This window comes from Bradyrhizobium sp. LjRoot220, from assembly GCF_964252915.1.
Lineage (GTDB): Bacteria > Pseudomonadota > Alphaproteobacteria > Rhizobiales > Xanthobacteraceae > Bradyrhizobium.
Genome location: NZ_CAXUPS020000001.1, coordinates 1,471,274 through 1,488,208, shown reverse-complemented (window position 1 = coordinate 1,488,208; position 16,935 = coordinate 1,471,274). Strand labels below are relative to the sequence as shown.

At 64.1% G+C, this 16,935-nt stretch carries 21 protein-coding genes and 1 pseudogene; 13 read left to right on the top strand and 9 right to left on the bottom strand.

The features are described 5' to 3' along the window. Positions 1 to 165: 165 nt before the first annotated feature. Genes ACSQ84_RS06545 through ACSQ84_RS06535 form a run of 3 tightly spaced genes read left to right on the top strand, consistent with a single transcriptional unit; the run spans position 166 to position 1,607 of the window. Positions 166 to 522 carry a DUF6152 family protein gene (locus ACSQ84_RS06545; RefSeq protein ID WP_436210798.1) on the top strand — a complete coding sequence of 119 codons (357 nt, stop codon included), beginning with the start codon at positions 166 to 168 and terminating at the stop codon, positions 520 to 522. Between the two features lie 6 nt (positions 523 to 528). Continuing rightward, positions 529 to 1,017 carry a DUF6644 family protein gene (locus ACSQ84_RS06540; protein WP_436210797.1) on the top strand — a complete coding sequence of 163 codons (489 nt, stop codon included), beginning with the start codon at positions 529 to 531 and terminating at the stop codon, positions 1,015 to 1,017. A 14-nt stretch (positions 1,018 to 1,031) separates the two neighbouring features. Further along, positions 1,032 to 1,607, top strand: coding sequence for a histidine phosphatase family protein (locus ACSQ84_RS06535; RefSeq protein ID WP_436210796.1), 576 nt, complete (start codon positions 1,032 to 1,034; stop codon positions 1,605 to 1,607). A 29-nt stretch (positions 1,608 to 1,636) separates the two neighbouring features. On the opposite strand, the gene ACSQ84_RS06530 is transcribed toward ACSQ84_RS06535, so the two are convergent. From ACSQ84_RS06530 to ACSQ84_RS06520, 3 genes are all read right to left on the bottom strand, one after another. Beyond that, positions 1,637 to 2,104: a septal ring lytic transglycosylase RlpA family protein gene (locus ACSQ84_RS06530; protein WP_436211192.1), complete on the bottom strand. Its 468-nt coding sequence runs from the start codon at positions 2,102 to 2,104 to the stop codon at positions 1,637 to 1,639. A 314-nt stretch (positions 2,105 to 2,418) separates the two neighbouring features. Further along, the gene (locus ACSQ84_RS06525; protein ID WP_436210795.1) at positions 2,419 to 2,820 is read right to left on the bottom strand and encodes a YodC family protein; all 402 of its coding nucleotides are present in this window, start codon (positions 2,818 to 2,820) and stop codon (positions 2,419 to 2,421) included. A gap of 165 nt (positions 2,821 to 2,985) precedes the next feature. Continuing rightward, positions 2,986 to 4,392, bottom strand: coding sequence for an adenylate/guanylate cyclase domain-containing protein (locus ACSQ84_RS06520; RefSeq protein ID WP_436210794.1), 1,407 nt, complete (start codon positions 4,390 to 4,392; stop codon positions 2,986 to 2,988). 222 nt (positions 4,393 to 4,614) lie between these two features. On the opposite strand from ACSQ84_RS06520, the gene ACSQ84_RS06515 reads away from it, so the two are divergent. The 3 genes from ACSQ84_RS06515 (at position 4,615) to ACSQ84_RS06505 (ending at position 5,670) form a co-directional block, all read left to right on the top strand. Continuing rightward, positions 4,615 to 4,797, top strand: coding sequence for a hypothetical protein (locus ACSQ84_RS06515; protein ID WP_436210793.1), 183 nt, complete (start codon positions 4,615 to 4,617; stop codon positions 4,795 to 4,797). Between the two features lie 458 nt (positions 4,798 to 5,255). After that, positions 5,256 to 5,489 (top strand): DUF6894 family protein, encoded by a 234-nt coding sequence (locus ACSQ84_RS06510; protein WP_212437272.1) that lies wholly within the window; start codon positions 5,256 to 5,258, stop codon positions 5,487 to 5,489. Positions 5,490 to 5,496: 7 nt separating this feature from the next. Then, positions 5,497 to 5,670, top strand: a complete 174-nt coding sequence (locus ACSQ84_RS06505) for a hypothetical protein (protein ID WP_436210792.1) — start codon at positions 5,497 to 5,499, stop codon at positions 5,668 to 5,670. Positions 5,671 to 5,680: 10 nt separating this feature from the next. Here ACSQ84_RS06505 and ACSQ84_RS06500 read toward each other — a convergent pair whose 3' ends face one another. From ACSQ84_RS06500 to ACSQ84_RS06485, 4 genes are all read right to left on the bottom strand, one after another. Then, entirely contained in the window at positions 5,681 to 6,271 is a 591-nt protein-coding gene (locus ACSQ84_RS06500; RefSeq protein WP_436210791.1) for an NADPH-dependent FMN reductase, read from the bottom strand. Between the two features lie 62 nt (positions 6,272 to 6,333). Next, on the bottom strand, positions 6,334 to 6,474 hold the full coding sequence (locus tag ACSQ84_RS06495; RefSeq protein ID WP_436210790.1) for a hypothetical protein: 141 nt from the start codon (positions 6,472 to 6,474) through the stop codon (positions 6,334 to 6,336). Between the two features lie 71 nt (positions 6,475 to 6,545). Then, positions 6,546 to 6,731, bottom strand: coding sequence for a hypothetical protein (locus tag ACSQ84_RS06490; protein ID WP_436210789.1), 186 nt, complete (start codon positions 6,729 to 6,731; stop codon positions 6,546 to 6,548). Positions 6,732 to 6,849: 118 nt separating this feature from the next. Further along, complete coding sequence (locus tag ACSQ84_RS06485) at positions 6,850 to 7,638, bottom strand: SDR family NAD(P)-dependent oxidoreductase (RefSeq protein WP_436210788.1); 789 nt, start codon at positions 7,636 to 7,638, stop codon at positions 6,850 to 6,852. A gap of 201 nt (positions 7,639 to 7,839) precedes the next feature. Between ACSQ84_RS06485 and ACSQ84_RS06480 the strand changes: the two genes are divergently transcribed. The 3 genes from ACSQ84_RS06480 (at position 7,840) to ACSQ84_RS06470 (ending at position 10,521) form a co-directional block, all read left to right on the top strand. Then, positions 7,840 to 9,444, top strand: coding sequence for an AMP-binding protein (locus ACSQ84_RS06480; protein ID WP_436210787.1), 1,605 nt, complete (start codon positions 7,840 to 7,842; stop codon positions 9,442 to 9,444). A 95-nt stretch (positions 9,445 to 9,539) separates the two neighbouring features. Then, positions 9,540 to 9,920, top strand: coding sequence for a hypothetical protein (locus ACSQ84_RS06475; RefSeq protein ID WP_436210786.1), 381 nt, complete (start codon positions 9,540 to 9,542; stop codon positions 9,918 to 9,920). Between the two features lie 169 nt (positions 9,921 to 10,089). Next, positions 10,090 to 10,521 (top strand): hypothetical protein, encoded by a 432-nt coding sequence (locus ACSQ84_RS06470; protein ID WP_436210785.1) that lies wholly within the window; start codon positions 10,090 to 10,092, stop codon positions 10,519 to 10,521. Between the two features lie 13 nt (positions 10,522 to 10,534). Here ACSQ84_RS06470 and ACSQ84_RS06465 read toward each other — a convergent pair whose 3' ends face one another. Further along, on the bottom strand, positions 10,535 to 10,810 hold the full coding sequence (locus ACSQ84_RS06465) for a metal-sensitive transcriptional regulator (RefSeq protein WP_436210784.1): 276 nt from the start codon (positions 10,808 to 10,810) through the stop codon (positions 10,535 to 10,537). 50 nt (positions 10,811 to 10,860) lie between these two features. On the opposite strand from ACSQ84_RS06465, the gene ACSQ84_RS06460 reads away from it, so the two are divergent. From ACSQ84_RS06460 to ACSQ84_RS06445, 4 genes are all read left to right on the top strand, one after another. Then, positions 10,861 to 13,254: a heavy metal translocating P-type ATPase gene (locus tag ACSQ84_RS06460; protein ID WP_436210783.1), complete on the top strand. Its 2,394-nt coding sequence runs from the start codon at positions 10,861 to 10,863 to the stop codon at positions 13,252 to 13,254. A 116-nt stretch (positions 13,255 to 13,370) separates the two neighbouring features. Beyond that, on the top strand, positions 13,371 to 13,616 hold the full coding sequence (locus tag ACSQ84_RS06455; protein WP_436210782.1) for a hypothetical protein: 246 nt from the start codon (positions 13,371 to 13,373) through the stop codon (positions 13,614 to 13,616). 249 nt (positions 13,617 to 13,865) lie between these two features. Next, complete coding sequence (locus tag ACSQ84_RS06450) at positions 13,866 to 15,947, top strand: methyl-accepting chemotaxis protein (protein WP_436210781.1); 2,082 nt, start codon at positions 13,866 to 13,868, stop codon at positions 15,945 to 15,947. Positions 15,948 to 16,072: 125 nt separating this feature from the next. After that, positions 16,073 to 16,711, top strand: coding sequence for a DapH/DapD/GlmU-related protein (locus ACSQ84_RS06445; RefSeq protein WP_436210780.1), 639 nt, complete (start codon positions 16,073 to 16,075; stop codon positions 16,709 to 16,711). 36 nt (positions 16,712 to 16,747) lie between these two features. Here the strand turns inward: ACSQ84_RS06445 and ACSQ84_RS06440 are convergent. Beyond that, positions 16,748 to 16,920, bottom strand: a pseudogene (locus ACSQ84_RS06440) (nitroreductase family protein); the annotation flags it as partial. Positions 16,921 to 16,935 lie beyond the last annotated feature (15 nt).

Below are 16,935 nucleotides of genomic sequence, written 5' to 3'. Positions count from 1 at the left end.
CCGGACGGCACGCCTCAAACATCTCGTAGAGAACTTTTGTCGGGCCTAATCGTTGCCCCTACCCGACGCGCTGATGGCGACGTCGCCGGATCGTTGAATGGTCAGGCAAAACGCGCTATGAATCCGCCGCGGATCGGTGTTGTCCTTCGTCGCGCAGAGGCCGTTATGACATCAATCACCCGCCGTTTGTTCCTGTCGCTGGCGGCAGCACTTGTACCAGGCGCTGCGGCCGCCCATCATGGCTGGGGCGGATACGACACCTCGAAGTCGTTCACTGTCACCGGCAAGATCCTGAAATCGACCTTCGAAAATCCGCACTGCGAGATCGAGATGGAGGTCGACGGCAAGCACTGGCATTTCGTGCTGGCACCGCCTTCGCGCATGCAGGCGCGCGGCATCACCGCTGATCTCATCGCGCCCGGCAAGACCTGCACGGTGTTCGGCTATCCCCACACCAGCAAGCGGGACGAAGCGCGCATCGAATACGTCGTTCTCGACGGCAAGCGCATCGAATTGCGGTAAGCCCGCGTGGAACAGCCACCCGCGGCGTCTATTTTCCTGGCCCTGCAGGAAAGCGCGCTGGGTCATGCGATGCGTTCCTCGCCCGCGATCTATCCCGCGGTCGAGATCCTGCACATCCTCGGCTTCGTCGTGCTGGTGGGATCGATCCTGGCGCTCGATTTGAGGCTGCTCGGATGGGGGCGCGCGATACCGATTGCGCCGATGGCGAAATTGCTGCTGCCGTTGTCGCGCATCGGTTTTGTGCTGGCGATCAGCATGGGCTTCCTGCTGTTCAGCGCCGACGCGTCGCACGTGGTGCGCAACCCGGCGTTCCAGGCCAAGCTGCTGCTGATCGCAGCCGCACTCATCAACGTCGTGATCGCCCATGCCGGCCCGTGGCGCCAGGTGGCGCTCTGGCACGAGAAAGCACCTGCTGGCGCCAAGGTCACGGCGCTGCTGTCGCTGCTGCTGTGGCTCAGCGCCATCTGTGCCGGGCGCATGATCGCTTATCTCTGAGAGGGTCGCCGCCCATGCGCCGCAGCCACTTCGCCCTCGTCGCCCTCATGCTCGGCTTTGTCGCCGCGGCGGGGATCGCGCGCGCGGACGAGGCAGCGGCCTGGTCCGCCTTGCGCGCGGGCCAACACATCGCGCTGATGCGCCATGCCGATGCGCCGGGTGGCGTCGGCGATCCGCCGGGTTTTCGGGTCGAGGACTGCGCCACCCAGCGCAATCTCAGCGCCAAGGGCCGCGCCGACGCCAAAAGGATCGGTGCGCGGCTCAAGTCGGAAGGGATTGCGGTGGAAAAAATCCTCGCGTCGCCGTGGTGCCGTTGCACCGAGACGGCAACGCTGATGGAACTGGGGCCGGTCGAAGCCGCGCCGACATTCGGCAATGTCGTCGTGCTGCGCGATCAGACCGAGGCTTTGACCGCCGGTGCGCGCGCGGTGATCGGCAAATGGACCGGGCGTGGAAACCTTCTGGTCGTGACGCACGGCGCGAACATAATGGCCCTCACCGGCATCTCGCCGGCAAGCGGCGAGATCGTCGTGGTCCGCAACAGCAGCGCAGGCCGGAGCGAGCCCGTCGGCCGCTTGCGGCTCGATTGACGTAGCAAGCGTTGGCCCGTCCTTGTCAGCTACTCCACAACGTCCAGCTTCACATTGGTGAGGCCCTTTCCGACCATTCCGAGCGCGTCCGCGGCCGAATAGGAGACGTCGACGACGCGCCCCGTAACGTAGGGACCGCGGTCGTTGACCCGCACGGTCACGGACTTGCCGCTCGATACATCCGTCACGCGCAGCTTGGTGCCGAACGGCAGTGTCGGATGCGCCGCGGTCAATTCCATCGTATTGAACCTTTCGCCGCTCGCGGTCTTGGTGCCCTCGGTGTAGAAGCTCGCTATGCCATGCGAGGCCGTCTTGGTGTCGCCGGCATTCCTGCGCGACGCGGACCGGTTATGCTTCCTCACCGCCGCGACGCGCCGCTTGATCGCGGATGACGCCGTGCGATCATGGCCGAGCGACGCCACCCGGCTGGCGCGAAGTTCGGATTTCTGGCTGACGCCCGAGGACTGCGCGCAGGCCGCAAGCGACGCCGCTGCCATGCTGACGGCAAGCCATTGAATGAATTTTCGGCCACGCGCGGCGGGCGCCAAAAGCGATTGGCCGTCAGTCCGGCCGGTTCGGATGTCGACGTACGAGATACCAGCGCGCTCGATGGACATGTTGCAATCCCCAACTTGCGCCCCAGCCCAAGCCGAAAACCAACACGCCCTAGGTTCCGAATCCAATCGGGGCGGAACCGTGGCTGGATAAAGTCAGAGCCCGGTCAGCCAGCGCAATTCCATTCGACTGTGGTGATTGGGTCACAGCGCGTGGGAGGCTGGATGCCGGCTTTATTTCCAGTGAACCGACGTCGTCAGTTAGGTATGACGCTCGAAGCACGGACAACATCGTTTTGCTTGGGAGCTTTCGTGCGCTTCGATTTTTGGGGGACAGCGCTGCAGGCTGGCTCCGCCTCCTCCGCCGCGAGGTTCAAGGCATCAACCATCTCATCAAGGACTGCTTTGTAATCAACGCTCGCCTCCTGCGAAGGCGCATCTTCGGGAAGGGCTTTCTCCAATTGCGCTGACTCCAATTGTACAGACTCGATTGCCCCATGATCGAACCGCACGCGCTGGAGTTTGTCCCCGACGAACCATACGCAAAGCACACCGGTGATTTTGTTGTCGTCGAAAATATCCGTGTTCACCGTATCGACCGTCATGGTCGGCCCGCCGGATTTGAGCACCACGAGATCGCCTGACTTGATTGCGGTCATTGGTAACCCCTCGGTCAAATATGCGAATCGAGGCTCGGTTGCAGCGCAACAATAGCAAATCGCGGCAGCACGCTAAAGGTGCCTGGAGCAGATTTCGCACCGGCAGCTACAGGGAACTTGCCCGGTCGCGGTTCCATGGCTCACACGCAAATGGCATTGGCCTGCTCAGGATATCTCGTAGACCGACACCTTGTCCGCGATGCCGCTCAACGCCACGCTTCTGGGGGTTGGCGTTAGCCCCGTGGTCTCAAGCAGGGACCTGGCGCGGGCGTTTTCCACCACCGATTCTGTCACCACGATCGAGCGTGACGACGCAAGGCCCTGGACGCGCGAGGCGATGTTCACCGTCTGGCCGAAATAGTCCTGCTGGGCGTTGAGTGTGACCGCAAGGCACGATCCTTCGTGGATGCCCATCTTCAGGCTCAGGCTCTGATGCTGCCGCTCGGCGCCAAGGTCGCTCATCGCCTCGCGCATGCGGATCGCCGCGGCAATGGCGCGGTCCGGCGTCTCGAAGGTCGCCATCACGGCGTCGCCGATGGTTTTGACGACGGCGCCCCGTTCGGACGCGATGATCTCCTGCAACAGCCTGAAATGTTCGTTGACGAGATCGAACGCCGTGAGGTCACCGACGCGCTCATAGAGTTCAGTGGAGCCCCGCAGATCGCTGAACAGGAACGTCAGGCTCAGGATCTTGAGACGCTGGCCGATCGCGAGCGTGTCGGTCCGGTAGATATCGCGAAAGGTCTGATTGGTGAGCAGGCGCGTTGCGGTAAGCGCGGGCTTGCGCCGGGTCAGGATGGCGTCCAGCGCCGCGTTCACCACCCATACCGCCGGCAACACGCGATTGTCTGTCCGGTTTTCCAGCGCCAGCCGCAGCGGCCCCGGGCGCAAGGCGGCGCTCTCGACGGGTGGGCGAACCTTGTTGAAGATCACGGACAGGTTTTGGCGGTCGCTGGCCTCCGCGCCCTTGACCTCAAGATACTGCGCCGTATGCGTCACGGGATCGAACACGATCACGGTGCCCTCCGGCACCTGCAGCGAAAGGATCGCCCGCTCGCCCGGCGGCAGGTCGATCATTTCGAGCGTGACCTCGTCCAGCAGCTTCGCGATATCGCCGGGAAGATCGATCGCCGAACTCCAGAAGATCTGGCGATAATATTCGGCCGCCGACAGTTCGTCCGGTGCATGGGCCGCGATCTTCCGCACACGCGGGCTTACCGTAAACGTAACCTCGACCAGGTCGTCGAGCCGTGTCTCATAGCCTGCGGCGCAAAACGCGCAATTGTACTGCGCGCTATTGACTGTCTTCAGGCTCTTGTTGGCGGAAAGCACCCCGGCGCAACTCGGGCACATCACGTTCCAGGTCATCTCGAACATGCCGAGCCCGACCGCATTCAGGAGCGCGGCGATGACCCGCTCCTCGTCGAGGCCCTCTCTGCGTGCGAGCTCAAGCGCGTTGATCTTGTTCAAGGCATGATCCGGATCGTTCCGAACCATACGCTCGAGCATCTCCACGACGTTCTGGTCGGCCGACTGGCGCAGGGCCGCAAACAAGGTGGCGGTTTCACTCATGCGCCGATGCTACCTGAAAGCAGGCGACGCGAACACCCGCTAAGCGATCCCTTGTATGCACAAGGACTTATCCGCCGTTACCCAACGAACGACCTGACCCGCGAAGTACGAAAGGCGGATTCCGTCAAAACGTGATCCGGATCACGGTCAAGCCCGCGCCGTTAGGCAAAACCAATTGCACGTCGATCCAATCGACTTGCGCCAACCCCACAGGAGAACGCCATGACGTGCGATCGCGATACAAACGTGCAGGAGCTTACCGCCGAGCAACTCGAACTTGTGGCTGGCGGGTCCCCGATCCAGGAGATGATGGCAAACCTGAAGCTGATGGGTGAAATCCTCTCCAACGTCAGCAAGACGCGCTCCGAAATCAGCATGACGTTTGCACGCAACTCGCGGGCGTGAGCGCCAGTTCCCCACTATGCCTCGCTCATGCCGCGTGAGCGCAATTGCGCTCAGCGCTGGAGGGTCGCTCGGCTGCGCAATTGCGCCGCCGCCCGGCGCGTCATCTCGGGATGACGGGCCAGCAGTCACGGTTTGGAAAACAGGAAAATCAGAACCCGTCCACCCCAAGAGAAAAGGCCGGCGGGCGTTACGCCACCGGCCTCTCTTGCAACTGCCGGCTCGGGTCCGGTTCCGCTGCGATTCCATAACGGAAATCCTGTGCGAACATGGTTAATCAAACCTTAACAGAATCGGCGTGATCTGAATCACGGAAGCGCACGATTCGCTCGGCTAGGTTTGCTGTCACGTTGCGGGACATGCCCGTAATTCCCCGTCGGGAATCTACCGGAATATCCAGCGGAATCCGCCGCTGTTATTTCTGAGACGCAAATTCGATTCGCTTTGTGAAGGAGACCCAGATGGCCCAGGTCTATTTCCACTGCTCCAGCTCCCGCGAAGTTCGCGTCGATCAGTTCGGCGCTGTCGTGAGCAACCTTGCCGAGGCACGCGACCGCGCCGCCTGCGTGGTGCGATCGCTGATCATGGAAGAGAGCGCGGAAGACTGGCGCGACTGGGTCGTGCATGTCAGCGACGATTTCGACGACGAGATCTTCGAAGTCTCCTTCTCGTCCGTTCTCGGCAAGCCAAATTGAGGGTGTCATGAGCGCCGCACGGATCACCCTGCCGCTGTACCGCCACCTCGACCGCATCATGGCGGGGTGGCATCGCCTGACCGACGGTGTGCTGGATGGCTACCGGCCCGAGCGCCACTACATGCGCGGCCCGGGGCCGAAATGGCACGCCAAGCATGGCGCCGCGGGCGCTATTCTCTGATTTAGCTCTGCTAATACGGAGGCGCCTTCTTCGCTCGCTGCGCCTTTGCCGCTTCCACCCACCACGCCAGATCATCCGCAAAACGGGGAAACGCCCGCTCTAGGGCCTTGCCGCCCTCGCCGGTCGGCTTGCCGTCGGCATCGAGCGTTTGCGCGATGGGGCCGACCGAGACCTGCGACGAGATCACCACCATGCCCATCTCGGATAGCGTGCCGTGCCACGCCATCGCAGCGCGCGCGCCCGAGAAACGGCCGGCCGAATAGCTGGCGATGGCGGCGGGGCGCCAGAACCACTCCTCGAGAAAATGGTCGGTGAGGTTCTTAAGGCCAGGCTGCATGCCCCAATTATATTCACCGGTGACGAACACAAAGCCATCGGCATCGCGGATTTTTCCGGCGAGCTGTTCGAGCACCGCCGGCGCCTGGCCCTTCGGATGCTCCTTATACATCCGGTCCAGCATCGGCAGGTCGACCGCCTTGGCGTCGATCAGTTCGACATCGTCGCCGCGGCCGCGCAGGCCTTCGACGACGAATTGCGCCAGGCGGATGCCCATGCGGTCGGAGCGATACGAGCCGTATAAGACGAGAATGCGATGGGTCATGATGCCGCGAGGTTAGCACGACTGCCAGGTGCGCGCGCAAGCCGGCGTCAGCAGCGTCGAACTCACCACCACCAGGTATCGGCCGTGCGGTCCAGGCGGTGCTCGTTCCTGGGCATCGACAGGCCGCGATAGAAGCCGATCATGCCCCAGACAAGGAAGCCGAGTATCAGCGTCACGCCGATGTATTGGGATATATTTTCCATGCCCTTTGGTCGCGGCCGACGGAAAAAGGGTTCACCGCCCTCATCCGCCGGAACCGAAGGCTGGGGCGGCGTCAGCTCTGATGCGGACCCCGCATGAGCTTCATGGCGTCCTCGACATGACGCCATTCCTTGGCCTCCTCGGCCTCGCCCTTGCGCTCGCAGGCGATTGCATTCTGCGCCGCCTGGGCAATCGCGGCCGGGCCGTGTTTTTCGAGCATCTGTCGCGCGATGGTGTGGATCTGCATCTCGGAGGTCATGTCCCACTCCCTGAGGTTGGCGCCGCAGGAACCGGGTCCTCCGTCAGGCTGCGGCGTGTTTGAGAACTGCCGAACCGGCCCGCGCGTTCCACACCGGGCGCCTCATCCGAGTTCCGCGTCAGATTCCCCCGAGTTCAGGCGGCTCGAACCAGTTGGTCAGCGACAGCCCGCCGTCGACCGTGATCGCAGCCCCCGTGACATAGGCCGACACCCGGTTCGACAACACCGCCAGCGCCATCGGCGCGAGGTCACTGGCCTCGCCGAGGCGGCCGAGCGGAATGTGCTTTGCGAGCGAGGGATCGGCGACAAAACCGCCGGCGGCGATCGCACCGGGCACCAGCGCATTGACGCGGATGCCGTGGCGGCCGAACGCTTTGGCGAGTTCCTTCACCAGCATCGCCATGCCGGCCTTGGCAGTCGAATAATGCGGCAGATTGCGCGGCGTGCCGGCATGCAGCGAGGTCAGCAGCAGGAACGAGCCAGGCTCCTTCGCCGCGATCAGCTCGCGCGCCAGTTCGCGCGACAGGTGAAAGCCGGCTTCGAGATTGACCGCATGCATCTGCGCCCAGGTCTCCATGCTGACGGCCATGGCGTGATCGGCCTCGCGCCGCGGCGGCGAGGCGCTGTGGACGAAATGCGTCACCCGACCGACAGCTGACCGTGCGTACTTCAGCAGCGCTTCTCGCGCGGCAGAATTGGCGAGATCGCCGACCCAGGGCACAGCCAATTCCGGCTGCGGCGAAGCCTTGATCGCGGCGGCAACCCGCTCCGCGCTGATATCGGCGAATACCGTCCGCACGCCCTCGCCGACCAGTCCCTGCGCGATCGCCCGGCCGATGCCGTTGCCGGCGCCGGTCACCAGCGCCACCTCGCGGGCCGGGTCGAATGGATTGCTGAGCAGGCTCATGGCGTTCTCCCGGGGGTTATAGAAGCCAGCATAAATCGGCACGCCGGCCTGGGCCAATGCGCCTTGTGAAGCGATCCGGCTCAACCGGCAAAAATCCCAATTTCTTTCGCTGCCCGGCTGCAAAACACAAGCGGCGGATGCCATAGTCCGGTCAATTGCCTCAAAATGACATGATACCGGCAAGACCCCGTGGGAGGGATAATGGCTCTGAAGGAATCGCACGTCGCCGGACCCGCGACCGCGGTCCGCGATGTCACGCTCGGCCAGCTGCTGGAGCAGGCCGCGCGGTCGGCGCCGAACCGGCTCGCGCTGATTGCCGGTGTCCCGGACCCTGCGGCGCGCCGCCAGTGGACGTATGCGGAGCTTCACACCGAGGCGCAGCGCACGGCGCGCGCCCTGCTCCGCCGCTTCAAGCCGGGCGAGCGCGTCGCCGTCTGGGCGTATAATTTGCCGGAATGGGTGATGATGGAGTTCGGTGTCGCGATGGCCGGCATGGTGCTGGTCACCGTCAATCCCGGCTTCCGCGCCAACGAAGTCGAATATGTGCTGAAGCAGTCCCGCGCGGCCGGCGTGTTCGTGGTGCCGGAGTTCCGCGGCAATCCGATGCTGGACACGGTGCGCGAGGTCGCAGCCCGCTGTCCGGAATTGCGCGAGATCATCTCGTTCGACGACTGGGCCTCCTTCATCGCGACCGGCGACGACGAAAACATCGCGTTGCCGGACGTCAAACCGGCCGATCCTGTCATGATCCAGTACACCTCGGGCACCACAGGATTTCCGAAGGGCGCGCTGCTGCATCACCGCGGGCTTGCCAACAACGGCGCCGATACCGCCGTGCGGATGGGCGTCGAGCCCGGCGACGTCTTCGTCACCACGATGCCGCTGTTTCATACCGGCGGCTGCGTCTGCTGCGTGCTCGGCGCGGTGTCGCGCGCGGCGACCCAGGTGCTGCTGGAGGCGTTCGATCCGGGCCTGGTGCTGGAAATGTTTGCGACCTACCGCGGCAACGCCATGGTCGGCGTTCCCACCATGCTGGTGGCGATGCTGGAGCATCCATCCTTCGCCACGTCAGATTTGTCGTCGGTCAAGGCGATCTGCTCGGGCGGCTCGACCGTACCGGCCGCGCTGGTGCAACGGTTCGAAAAAGAACTCGGCGCCCCCTTCACCATCGTGTTCGGCCAGACCGAATGCTCGCCGGTGGCCGCGATGACAAAGACGTCGGACACGATCGAGGACAAGGCCGGCACCATCGGCCTGCCGCTGCCGAACATGGAAACCAAGATCGTCAATCCCGACACCGGCAAGACCGTGCCGATCGGCGAGATCGGCGAGTTCTGCACGCGCGGCTACCATGTCATGCTCGGCTATTTCGAAATGCCGGATGCTACCGCCGCCTCGATCGATGCCGATGGCTGGCTGCATACCGGCGACCTCTGCGCGATGGACGCCCGCGGCTATTGCACCGTCGAGGGCCGGCTCAAGGACATGATCATCCGCGGCGGCGAGAACATCTATCCGCGCGAACTCGAGGAGCTGCTGTTTCGCCATCCCAACATCAGCGAGATCGCGGTGGTCGGTTTGCCACACGAAAAATGGGGCGAGGAAGTCGCCGCTTTCATCCGCCCGGCGCAGGGCGCCGTGATCGACAAGGAGGAACTGTCGGCCTACATGCGGGCCTCGCTCGCGCCGCACAAGACGCCGAAACACTGGTTCGTGGTCGAGGCGTTTCCGCTGACGGGATCGGGCAAGATCCAGAAATTCAAGCTGCGCGAGATCTGGGCAAAGGGCGAACTGAAGGCGCTTTGATGCCCGCGACGCCTTCCGAAGGTTGTGCCGGGCTGCCGTCGGCGCTAGCTTCGCCAAAACCAGAAGAGTCCAAGGAAAAGCCAGAGGAGGTCACGATGCGCCGTACGCCGTTGCTGTTTGGATTGGTTCTGCTGGCAACGCCAGCGCAGGCCGGCTCGCGCTCGGAATATGTGACCATGATGTTGCAGGCGTTCGCGGCCAAGGTGGAATGTCCGGGCACGGACGTCGTCTATCAGGATCTGCTGCAGAAAGCCCAGGAGATGCAGCAGCCGGATGGCACCACCGAGCAAGTGCGAAAGGCCATTGCCTACGTGCATACCGGCGGAAAAATGGGCGAGCGCCCCGACAACGCGCTTATGCAGGAGGTCGCGATCGCGACGAGGACGACGGACCTCGACCAGCGGCGTGTCGGCATGACAACGTGGTGCGAGACCCAGAAGGCCAAGCTCGCAGGCTTTATCCGCGCCAAGAACTAGCGCCGCGTTTCTCGGAACGGTCGCGTTCACCGGGCTGACCGGTGCACGACGCTTGTGCGTGACGCGGCTTGCGCTGGATCAATTCGGCATATCACTTCTCCTTGTAGTCGTCTTACAACCGGCACCAAAACGGCCTAACCTTCCTGTTCACCGTCTGCGGGGAACCAGCATGCAAACCCGCGTCAGAAAAACCGCGCACGTACTGGAGCGCCTCGGCCTGGCGATGGCTGGCGCTGCGGGCGGACTGTTTGTGGCCGCACTGGTCGGCACCAGCATTGCGTTTCTGACCTCCCAGGCTTTCCTGCTCCTGATGATGCTCGGCGGCGCGGTCGGATTCTATCTCGGGATCGATACGCCGCCGCGGCCCTTCGATAGCGCCAACGGTACGTCGCATGGCAGCCGGGACGGCGAGATCGATACGCCGGAATTGCTCAGCGCGGTCGGCACGTTCCTCGCCGCAGGTGCGTCCTTTGCCTCCGTCGGCGTGATCGTGCTGCGTTACGATCCGCACCTTGCCTGGATCTGGATGATCATGGTGGGATGGCTTGCGGGAGTCGCGATGCAGATCGTCGCCGGCGCGATTGCACGCCGGCGGCGCTAAGGCGCGAGCCGCCTTATCGATCGGACCGGCCGATGACCGCCATCAACTCCGCTATCTTCTGGCGCTGATCGGTCTTGTCGCCGCTCGCAATCGCGTGCTCCACGCAATGCGAGACGTGATCCTTCAACACCTCTTCCTCGACGCGGCGGAGCGCGGCGCGCACGGCCGAGATCTGCGTCACGATATCGATACAGTAGCGGTCCTCTTCCACCATCTTGGAGAGGCCACGAACCTGGCCCTCGATACGGCTCAGGCGTTTTTGACAGGAAGCCTTGATGTCTTTTCTCATGCCGCCTATATACCCCTACAGGGTATAGGTTACAAGGGACGTAAATTGCGATGAGCCATGACGACAAGAATCCGGAAAGCAAAGCCAAACCGGACCACGCGACTTCCAAATCATGCTGCGGCAGCGACCACCACAGCCATCACCACCATCACGCCGCGGCCAAGGTGCTCGATCCCGTCTGCGGAATGACGGTCGATCCCTCTACCAGCAAGCATCGCTTCGACCATCACGGCGAGACCTTCCACTTCTGCTCGGCGGGCTGCCGAACCAAGTTTGCCGCCGATCCAAAGGCCTATCTCGAGAAAAACGCGCCCAAGGCCGATGCGCCGGAAGGCACGATCTACACCTGCCCGATGCATCCCGAAGTCCGGCAGGTCGGACCCGGAAGCTGCCCGATTTGCGGCATGGCGCTGGAGCCTGAGGTGGCGAGCCTCGACGCGCCGCCGAACCCTGAGGTCGCCGACATGACGCGGCGCTTCTGGGTCGGCCTCGCGCTCTCCGTGCCGCCGGTGGTGCTCGAGATGGGTAGCCATCTCGTCGGCGGTCATGGCCTCGTCGATCCGACGCTGTCGAACTGGATTCAGCTGGCCTTCGCGACGCCTGTCGTGATTTGGGCAGGCTGGCCCTTCTTCGTGCGCGGCTGGCAATCGCTGCTGACGCGCAATCTCAACATGTTCACGCTGATCGCGATGGGCACCGGCGTGGCTTATATCTACAGCCTGATCGCCACTATTGTACCGCAGAGTTTTCCGGCCGCTTTCCGCGGCCACGGTGGTGCGGTCGCGGTCTATTTCGAGGCCGCCGCCGTCATCACCGTGCTGGTGCTGCTTGGCCAGGTGCTGGAGCTGCGCGCCCGCGAGGCGACGTCGGGCGCCATCAAGGCCTTGCTCCAACTGGCGCCGAAGACCGCCCGCCGCGTCAGCGAGGACGGCGCCGATCATGAAGTCCAAATCGACAGTCTCGCGGTCGGCGACAAACTGCGGGTACGCCCCGGCGAAAAAGTGCCGGTCGACGGCGTCATACTCGAAGGCCGCTCTTCGCTCGATGAAGCGCTGGTAACCGGCGAATCCATGCCGGTGACCAAGGAGGTCGGGGCCAAGGTGATCGCGGGCACGCTAAATCAGTCCGGCGGCTTCGTGATGCGCGCCGAAAAGGTCGGCCGCGACACGCTGCTGTCGCAGATCGTCAAGATGGTCGCGGACGCGCAGCGCTCGCGCGCGCCGATCCAGCGGCTCGCCGACCAGGTTTCCGGCTGGTTCGTCCCGGTCGTGATCGGGGTGGCGCTGATCGCGTTCGGGGTCTGGTCGTACTTTGGGCCAGAACCGCGCATGGCGTTCGGCCTGGTCGCCGCCGTCAGCGTGCTCATCATCGCCTGCCCCTGCGCGCTCGGTCTTGCCACGCCGATGTCGATCATGGTCGGCGTCGGGCGCGGCGCGCAGGCCGGCGTGCTGATCAAGAATGCCGAAGCGCTGGAGCGCATGGAACGAGTCGACACGCTGGTGGTCGACAAGACAGGCACGCTCACCGAGGGCAAGCCGAAGGTCACGGCCATCGTGCCGGCGCAGGGCTTCGAGGAGAGCGAAATGCTGCGGCTCGCCGCCAGCGTCGAGCTTGCCAGCGAACATCCGCTCGCCGACGCCATTGTGCGGTCCGCCAGGGAACGCAAACTGGAGCTCGGCAAGGTCGAGGAATTCGATTCCCCCACCGGCAAAGGCGCCAGCGGCAAGGTCGACGGCAAATCCATTCTGCTCGGAAATTCAGCCTTCCTGACGTCCCTCGGCGTCGATCCGCATTCGCTGGATTCCGATGCCGAGCGTATGCGCGCCGATGGTGCCACCGTGATCAACATTGCCGTCGACGGCAAACTGGCCGGACTGTTCGCGATCGCCGATCCCGTCAAGGCTTCCACGCCGGCGGCGTTGAAGGCGCTCGCCGAGGAAGGCATCAAGGTCATCATGCTGACTGGCGACAACAAGACCACGGCAAACGCCGTCGCACGGCAACTCGGTATCGCTGACGTGGAAGCCGAAGTGCTTCCGGATCAGAAGAGCGCCGTGGTGACGAAGCTGCAGAAGGCGGGACGGATCGTCGCCATGGCGGGCGACGGCGTTAATGACGCGCCGGCGCTGGCGGCCGCGGAAGTCGGCATCGCCATGGGGACCGGCACCGATGTGGCGATGGAAAGCGCAGGAATCACGCTGCTGAAGGGCGATCTTGGCGGCATCGTGCGCGCGCGAAAACTGTCGCAGGCCACCATGCGCAATATCAGGCAAAACCTGTTCTTCGCCTTCATCTACAACGCCGCCGGCATCCCGATCGCCGCCGGCATCCTCTACCCGAGTTTCGGCATCCTGCTGTCGCCGATCATCGCGGCGGCGGCGATGGCGCTGTCGTCGGTCAGCGTCGTCGGCAACGCCCTGCGCTTGCGCGTCGCGCGGCTGTGAACGGGCGCGCGCGATTTGGAAATCATTAATCAAACTATCGCGCGCGCAACACCTGTCCAAAAAATTCCACAATGTCCGCTACGAAAGGAACTGCATTTTCAAATAGGAGAATTTCCATGCGGTTAGGATATGCCATTTGCCTCGCTTCGATAGCCGCCCTGCTCGCTCTGGCCGCGCCCGGGCTCGCCAGGAATTCCGAGACGCCCAAGACCAACGAACCTCCCACGACGTCGGCGCCCTGCCATTCCTACCAGCAGGCCGCCGATGGCTCATGGATCGAGCGTCCCTGTCACGCGCTCGGCGTCCCCGCTCATCCCCAGCCCAAATCCGCGACACGAAAGACGGACGAGCAGACCCGGTGACGGCAACAACCGTCGTACCGAGGACAATGGATCGCGGTTGAGAGGCCTCGTTTGCACCTCGCCAGATCGGCTTCGGCGGCCGCTCAAACGAAGCATGCCCCTCGGACTTGATCCGGGGGTCGATACCGGCGATTCCATGTGAAGGCACCGGCGGCACCGCCACAGATTGCTTCAAGCGTAAACCCAAGCTTAAGGCGTCCTGACTACGGTATAGCGCCCCTGCTCTCCTTCACGAATCGGCTAAACTCCATGAAAATCGGCACGCTCCTGACCGCCGCCATCGTCTCGCTGTCCGCCGTGGGCGGTGGCCTCGCCGTTTACGTCGCGGTGACGAAATACCAGACCATGGACAAGGTGTCGGTGGCCCAGAGCCGACTGGAAGTGGTGCGGGCCGTCGGCGATATCCCGCGCTACATGAATCCCGAGCGCGGCTTCTCCACCAACATCCTGTACGGGCCGGCCACGGTCGAGCCGAAAATGCTCACCGACCTCGACAAGTATCGCAAGGACACCAACGGCGCGCTGGCGAAGATGAACGCGGTCCGCAAGGCGCTGCCCGGCTCGCTCGACGATGGCTCGGCGGTCGGCAGCGGCATCGATGCGCTGAACGCCAAGTTCAATGGCTTGCGCGAGGCCATCGACAAGGCGATCGCCGGCCCCGCCGATGCCCGCAAGGACGCCGCCAGGAAGATCGTCGCCGACAACGCCGCCTTCAACGCCGCCATCACCACGCTGCTGGAGGAGCAGGTCCGCCGCATGGCGCTGCTCGACGGCGACGCCTACCGGCAGGCGACCTACGCGAACATCACCTGGGCGCTGCGCGACGTCGGCGGCTACAACGCCAGCGTGCACAAAAACCTCGTCGGCGCCAAGCGCGTTGCGACCGATGCCGAGAAAATGGAACTGAGCCGCGCACAAGGCCGTGCCGACCAGATCCTGATGTCGCTGCAGGATCTGCGCGGCAATCCCGCAACGTCAGCCAACGTGGCTGCCGCGCTTGGCAAGATGAACGAAGCCTATGTCGACGGGTTCGGCAAGGAACTGAAGCTCGTCAAGGAAGGCGCGATCAGCGGCAAATACGAGCACGACGTCGATGTGTTCTTCGCGGAATCGCAAAAGGGCCTCGGCTCGGTCATCACGCTGCGTGACGCGTTCTACGACAACGCCGAGCAGGTTCTCGGCGCCGCCTATTCCTCAGCACGCCTCAGCTTCATGATCGCGCTCGCCGGCCTGATCGCCGTTGCCGCGGCCAGCGCCGGCCTGATCCTGATGGTCTATCGCCGCGTCTGCAAGCCGATCGTCGACCTCACCGCCACCATGACCCGGCTCGCCAGCGGCAACGTCTCCGACGAGATTTCGGGCGCCGAGCGCGGCGACGAGATCGGCGCGATGGCGGCTGCCGTGCGCGTCTTCAAGGACAACATGATCGAGGCCGAGCGCCTGTCGGCGGAAAAGGCCGCCGAGAACGACGGCAAGATGCGCCGCGTCCAGGTGCTCGACGAACTGACCCGTTCGTTCGAAGCCAAGGTCAGCGAACTCGTCGGCGGGCTGTCGTCGGCGTCGTCGGTGATGGAAGACACCGCGCGTTCGATGTCCTCCACCGCCGCCGCCACCAACCGCCAGGCCGGTGTCGTGGCTGCCGCTTCCGAGCAAACCTCGACCAACGTGCAGACCGTCGCGAGCGCTACGGAAGAGCTCACCTCCTCGATTTCGGAGATCGGCCGGCAGGTCGCGCAGTCCACCGAGATCGCGGCCCGTGCCGTCGACAACGCGCGCCGCACCGGCGACACCGCCCGTTCGCTGGCCGAAGGCGCGCAGAAGATCGGCGACGTCGTGACGCTGATCCAGAGCATCGCGGCGCAAACCAACCTGCTCGCGCTCAACGCCACCATCGAGGCCGCACGTGCCGGCGATGCCGGACGCGGCTTTGCCGTCGTCGCCTCCGAAGTCAAATCGCTGGCCGGCCAGACCGCGAAGGCGACCACCGAAATTTCTGAACAGATCGCCGCCATTCAGGCCGCGAGCGACGAGACGGTGACGGCCATTCAGAACGTCGCCAACGTCATCGCCGAGATCGACCAGATCGGCATCGCAATTGCGTCCGCCATCGAGGAACAGGGGTCGGCGACGCAGGAGATTTCCCGCAGCGTCCAGGAAGCGGCGCGCGGCACCCAGGAAGTCAACGCCAATATCTCCGGCGTGCAGCGGGCGGCCGACGAGACCGGTTCCGCCGCCACCCAGGTGCTGGGTGCCGCCGAGCAACTGTCGTCGCAGTCCAAGGACCTCGCCGGCCAGGTCAATCGCTTCCTCAGCGAGGTTCGCGCCGCCTAAGTCACGGCGCGACCGCCGCAGCCAGCGCATGCTAGCCAGTCCGAACCTTTGCGCACGGCCGCCTGCCTGCCGTGATAAATGATGCTCGCGGCAGCAGGCCGCTTGATTCAGGACGAGCGGTCGACATGCACCAGCCGGCTCCCCCGCGCCCAAAACTCGCTGAAACCGTCGTTGAGCCCACGGTCAAACTGCGCGAGGTCGCCATCGGCCGTTGCTGCGAGGTGCTCGGCGACACCGCCGTCGAATACACCGTGCTCGGCGACTACTCCTATCTTGGTCCGGGCTGCATGGTCGCCGACGCGGAGATCGGCAAGTTCTGTGCGATCGCGGCGCAGGTGCGGATCGGCGCGCCGAACCATCCGCTCGACCGGCCGTCGCAGCATCGCTTCACCTATTGCCCCGAGTACTACACGGCCGACGCGCAGCGCGACCACGCCTTCTTCCGGCAACGTCGCTCCGACCGCGTCGTGATCGGGAACGATGTCTGGATCGGTCACGCCGTCATCGTGATGCCCGGCGTCAACGTGGGCGACGGCGCCGTGCTGGCCGCCGGCGCCGTCGTCACCCGCGACGTGGCGCCCTACACGATTGTCGGCGGTGTACCGGCGCGGTCGATCAGAGAGCGCTTCAATCGCGAAATCGCCGCGCAACTCGCGCGGATTGCGTGGTGGGATTGGCCTGCGGAAACCATCTTTCAGCGCTTGCCGGAATTCCAGTCCGGCGACGTCGAGGCGTTCTGCGCGCGCTGGGGCGCTAATCGTTGAATCCGACATAGCGCATAAAGTCGCCGTCAGGCGAGGCTCCAGCGGCTCGCCGGTCAGCACATGGACGAGCCAAGGCTGAGTGTTCATCGACGACGGCGCACGTTTCGCCACCTCGATGATCTCCTCGATCACCGTGGCGGCACCGGCGGCTTCCTGAACTCGCGCACGCTGTGGCGGGTCTGTACAAGCGTCTCGCAATTTCGCCGGATCAAGGGTCGCTTCAC

Bases quoted from the DNA above. Each gene is read 5' to 3' on its own strand.
- ACSQ84_RS06455 (WP_436210782.1), top strand. From the start codon at position 13,371: ATGCGGTTAGGATATGCCATTTGCCTCGCTTCGATAGCCGCCCTGCTC.
- ACSQ84_RS06450 (WP_436210781.1), top strand. From the start codon at position 13,866: ATGAAAATCGGCACGCTCCTGACCGCCGCCATCGTCTCGCTGTCCGCC.
- ACSQ84_RS06515 (WP_436210793.1), top strand. From the start codon at position 4,615: ATGACGTGCGATCGCGATACAAACGTGCAGGAGCTTACCGCCGAGCAA.
- ACSQ84_RS06505 (WP_436210792.1), top strand. From the start codon at position 5,497: ATGAGCGCCGCACGGATCACCCTGCCGCTGTACCGCCACCTCGACCGC.
- ACSQ84_RS06495 (WP_436210790.1), bottom strand. From the start codon at position 6,474: ATGGAAAATATATCCCAATACATCGGCGTGACGCTGATACTCGGCTTC.
- ACSQ84_RS06510 (WP_212437272.1), top strand. From the start codon at position 5,256: ATGGCCCAGGTCTATTTCCACTGCTCCAGCTCCCGCGAAGTTCGCGTC.
- ACSQ84_RS06485 (WP_436210788.1), bottom strand. From the start codon at position 7,638: ATGAGCCTGCTCAGCAATCCATTCGACCCGGCCCGCGAGGTGGCGCTG.
- ACSQ84_RS06490 (WP_436210789.1), bottom strand. From the start codon at position 6,731: ATGACCTCCGAGATGCAGATCCACACCATCGCGCGACAGATGCTCGAA.
- ACSQ84_RS06470 (WP_436210785.1), top strand. From the start codon at position 10,090: ATGCAAACCCGCGTCAGAAAAACCGCGCACGTACTGGAGCGCCTCGGC.
- ACSQ84_RS06530 (WP_436211192.1), bottom strand. From the start codon at position 2,104: ATGGCAGCGGCGTCGCTTGCGGCCTGCGCGCAGTCCTCGGGCGTCAGC.
- ACSQ84_RS06475 (WP_436210786.1), top strand. From the start codon at position 9,540: ATGCGCCGTACGCCGTTGCTGTTTGGATTGGTTCTGCTGGCAACGCCA.
- ACSQ84_RS06535 (WP_436210796.1), top strand. From the start codon at position 1,032: ATGCGCCGCAGCCACTTCGCCCTCGTCGCCCTCATGCTCGGCTTTGTC.
- ACSQ84_RS06460 (WP_436210783.1), top strand. From the start codon at position 10,861: ATGAGCCATGACGACAAGAATCCGGAAAGCAAAGCCAAACCGGACCAC.
- ACSQ84_RS06525 (WP_436210795.1), bottom strand. From the start codon at position 2,820: ATGACCGCAATCAAGTCAGGCGATCTCGTGGTGCTCAAATCCGGCGGG.
- ACSQ84_RS06480 (WP_436210787.1), top strand. From the start codon at position 7,840: ATGGCTCTGAAGGAATCGCACGTCGCCGGACCCGCGACCGCGGTCCGC.
- ACSQ84_RS06520 (WP_436210794.1), bottom strand. From the start codon at position 4,392: ATGAGTGAAACCGCCACCTTGTTTGCGGCCCTGCGCCAGTCGGCCGAC.
- ACSQ84_RS06465 (WP_436210784.1), bottom strand. From the start codon at position 10,810: ATGAGAAAAGACATCAAGGCTTCCTGTCAAAAACGCCTGAGCCGTATC.
- ACSQ84_RS06445 (WP_436210780.1), top strand. From the start codon at position 16,073: ATGCACCAGCCGGCTCCCCCGCGCCCAAAACTCGCTGAAACCGTCGTT.
- ACSQ84_RS06500 (WP_436210791.1), bottom strand. From the start codon at position 6,271: ATGACCCATCGCATTCTCGTCTTATACGGCTCGTATCGCTCCGACCGC.
- ACSQ84_RS06545 (WP_436210798.1), top strand. From the start codon at position 166: ATGACATCAATCACCCGCCGTTTGTTCCTGTCGCTGGCGGCAGCACTT.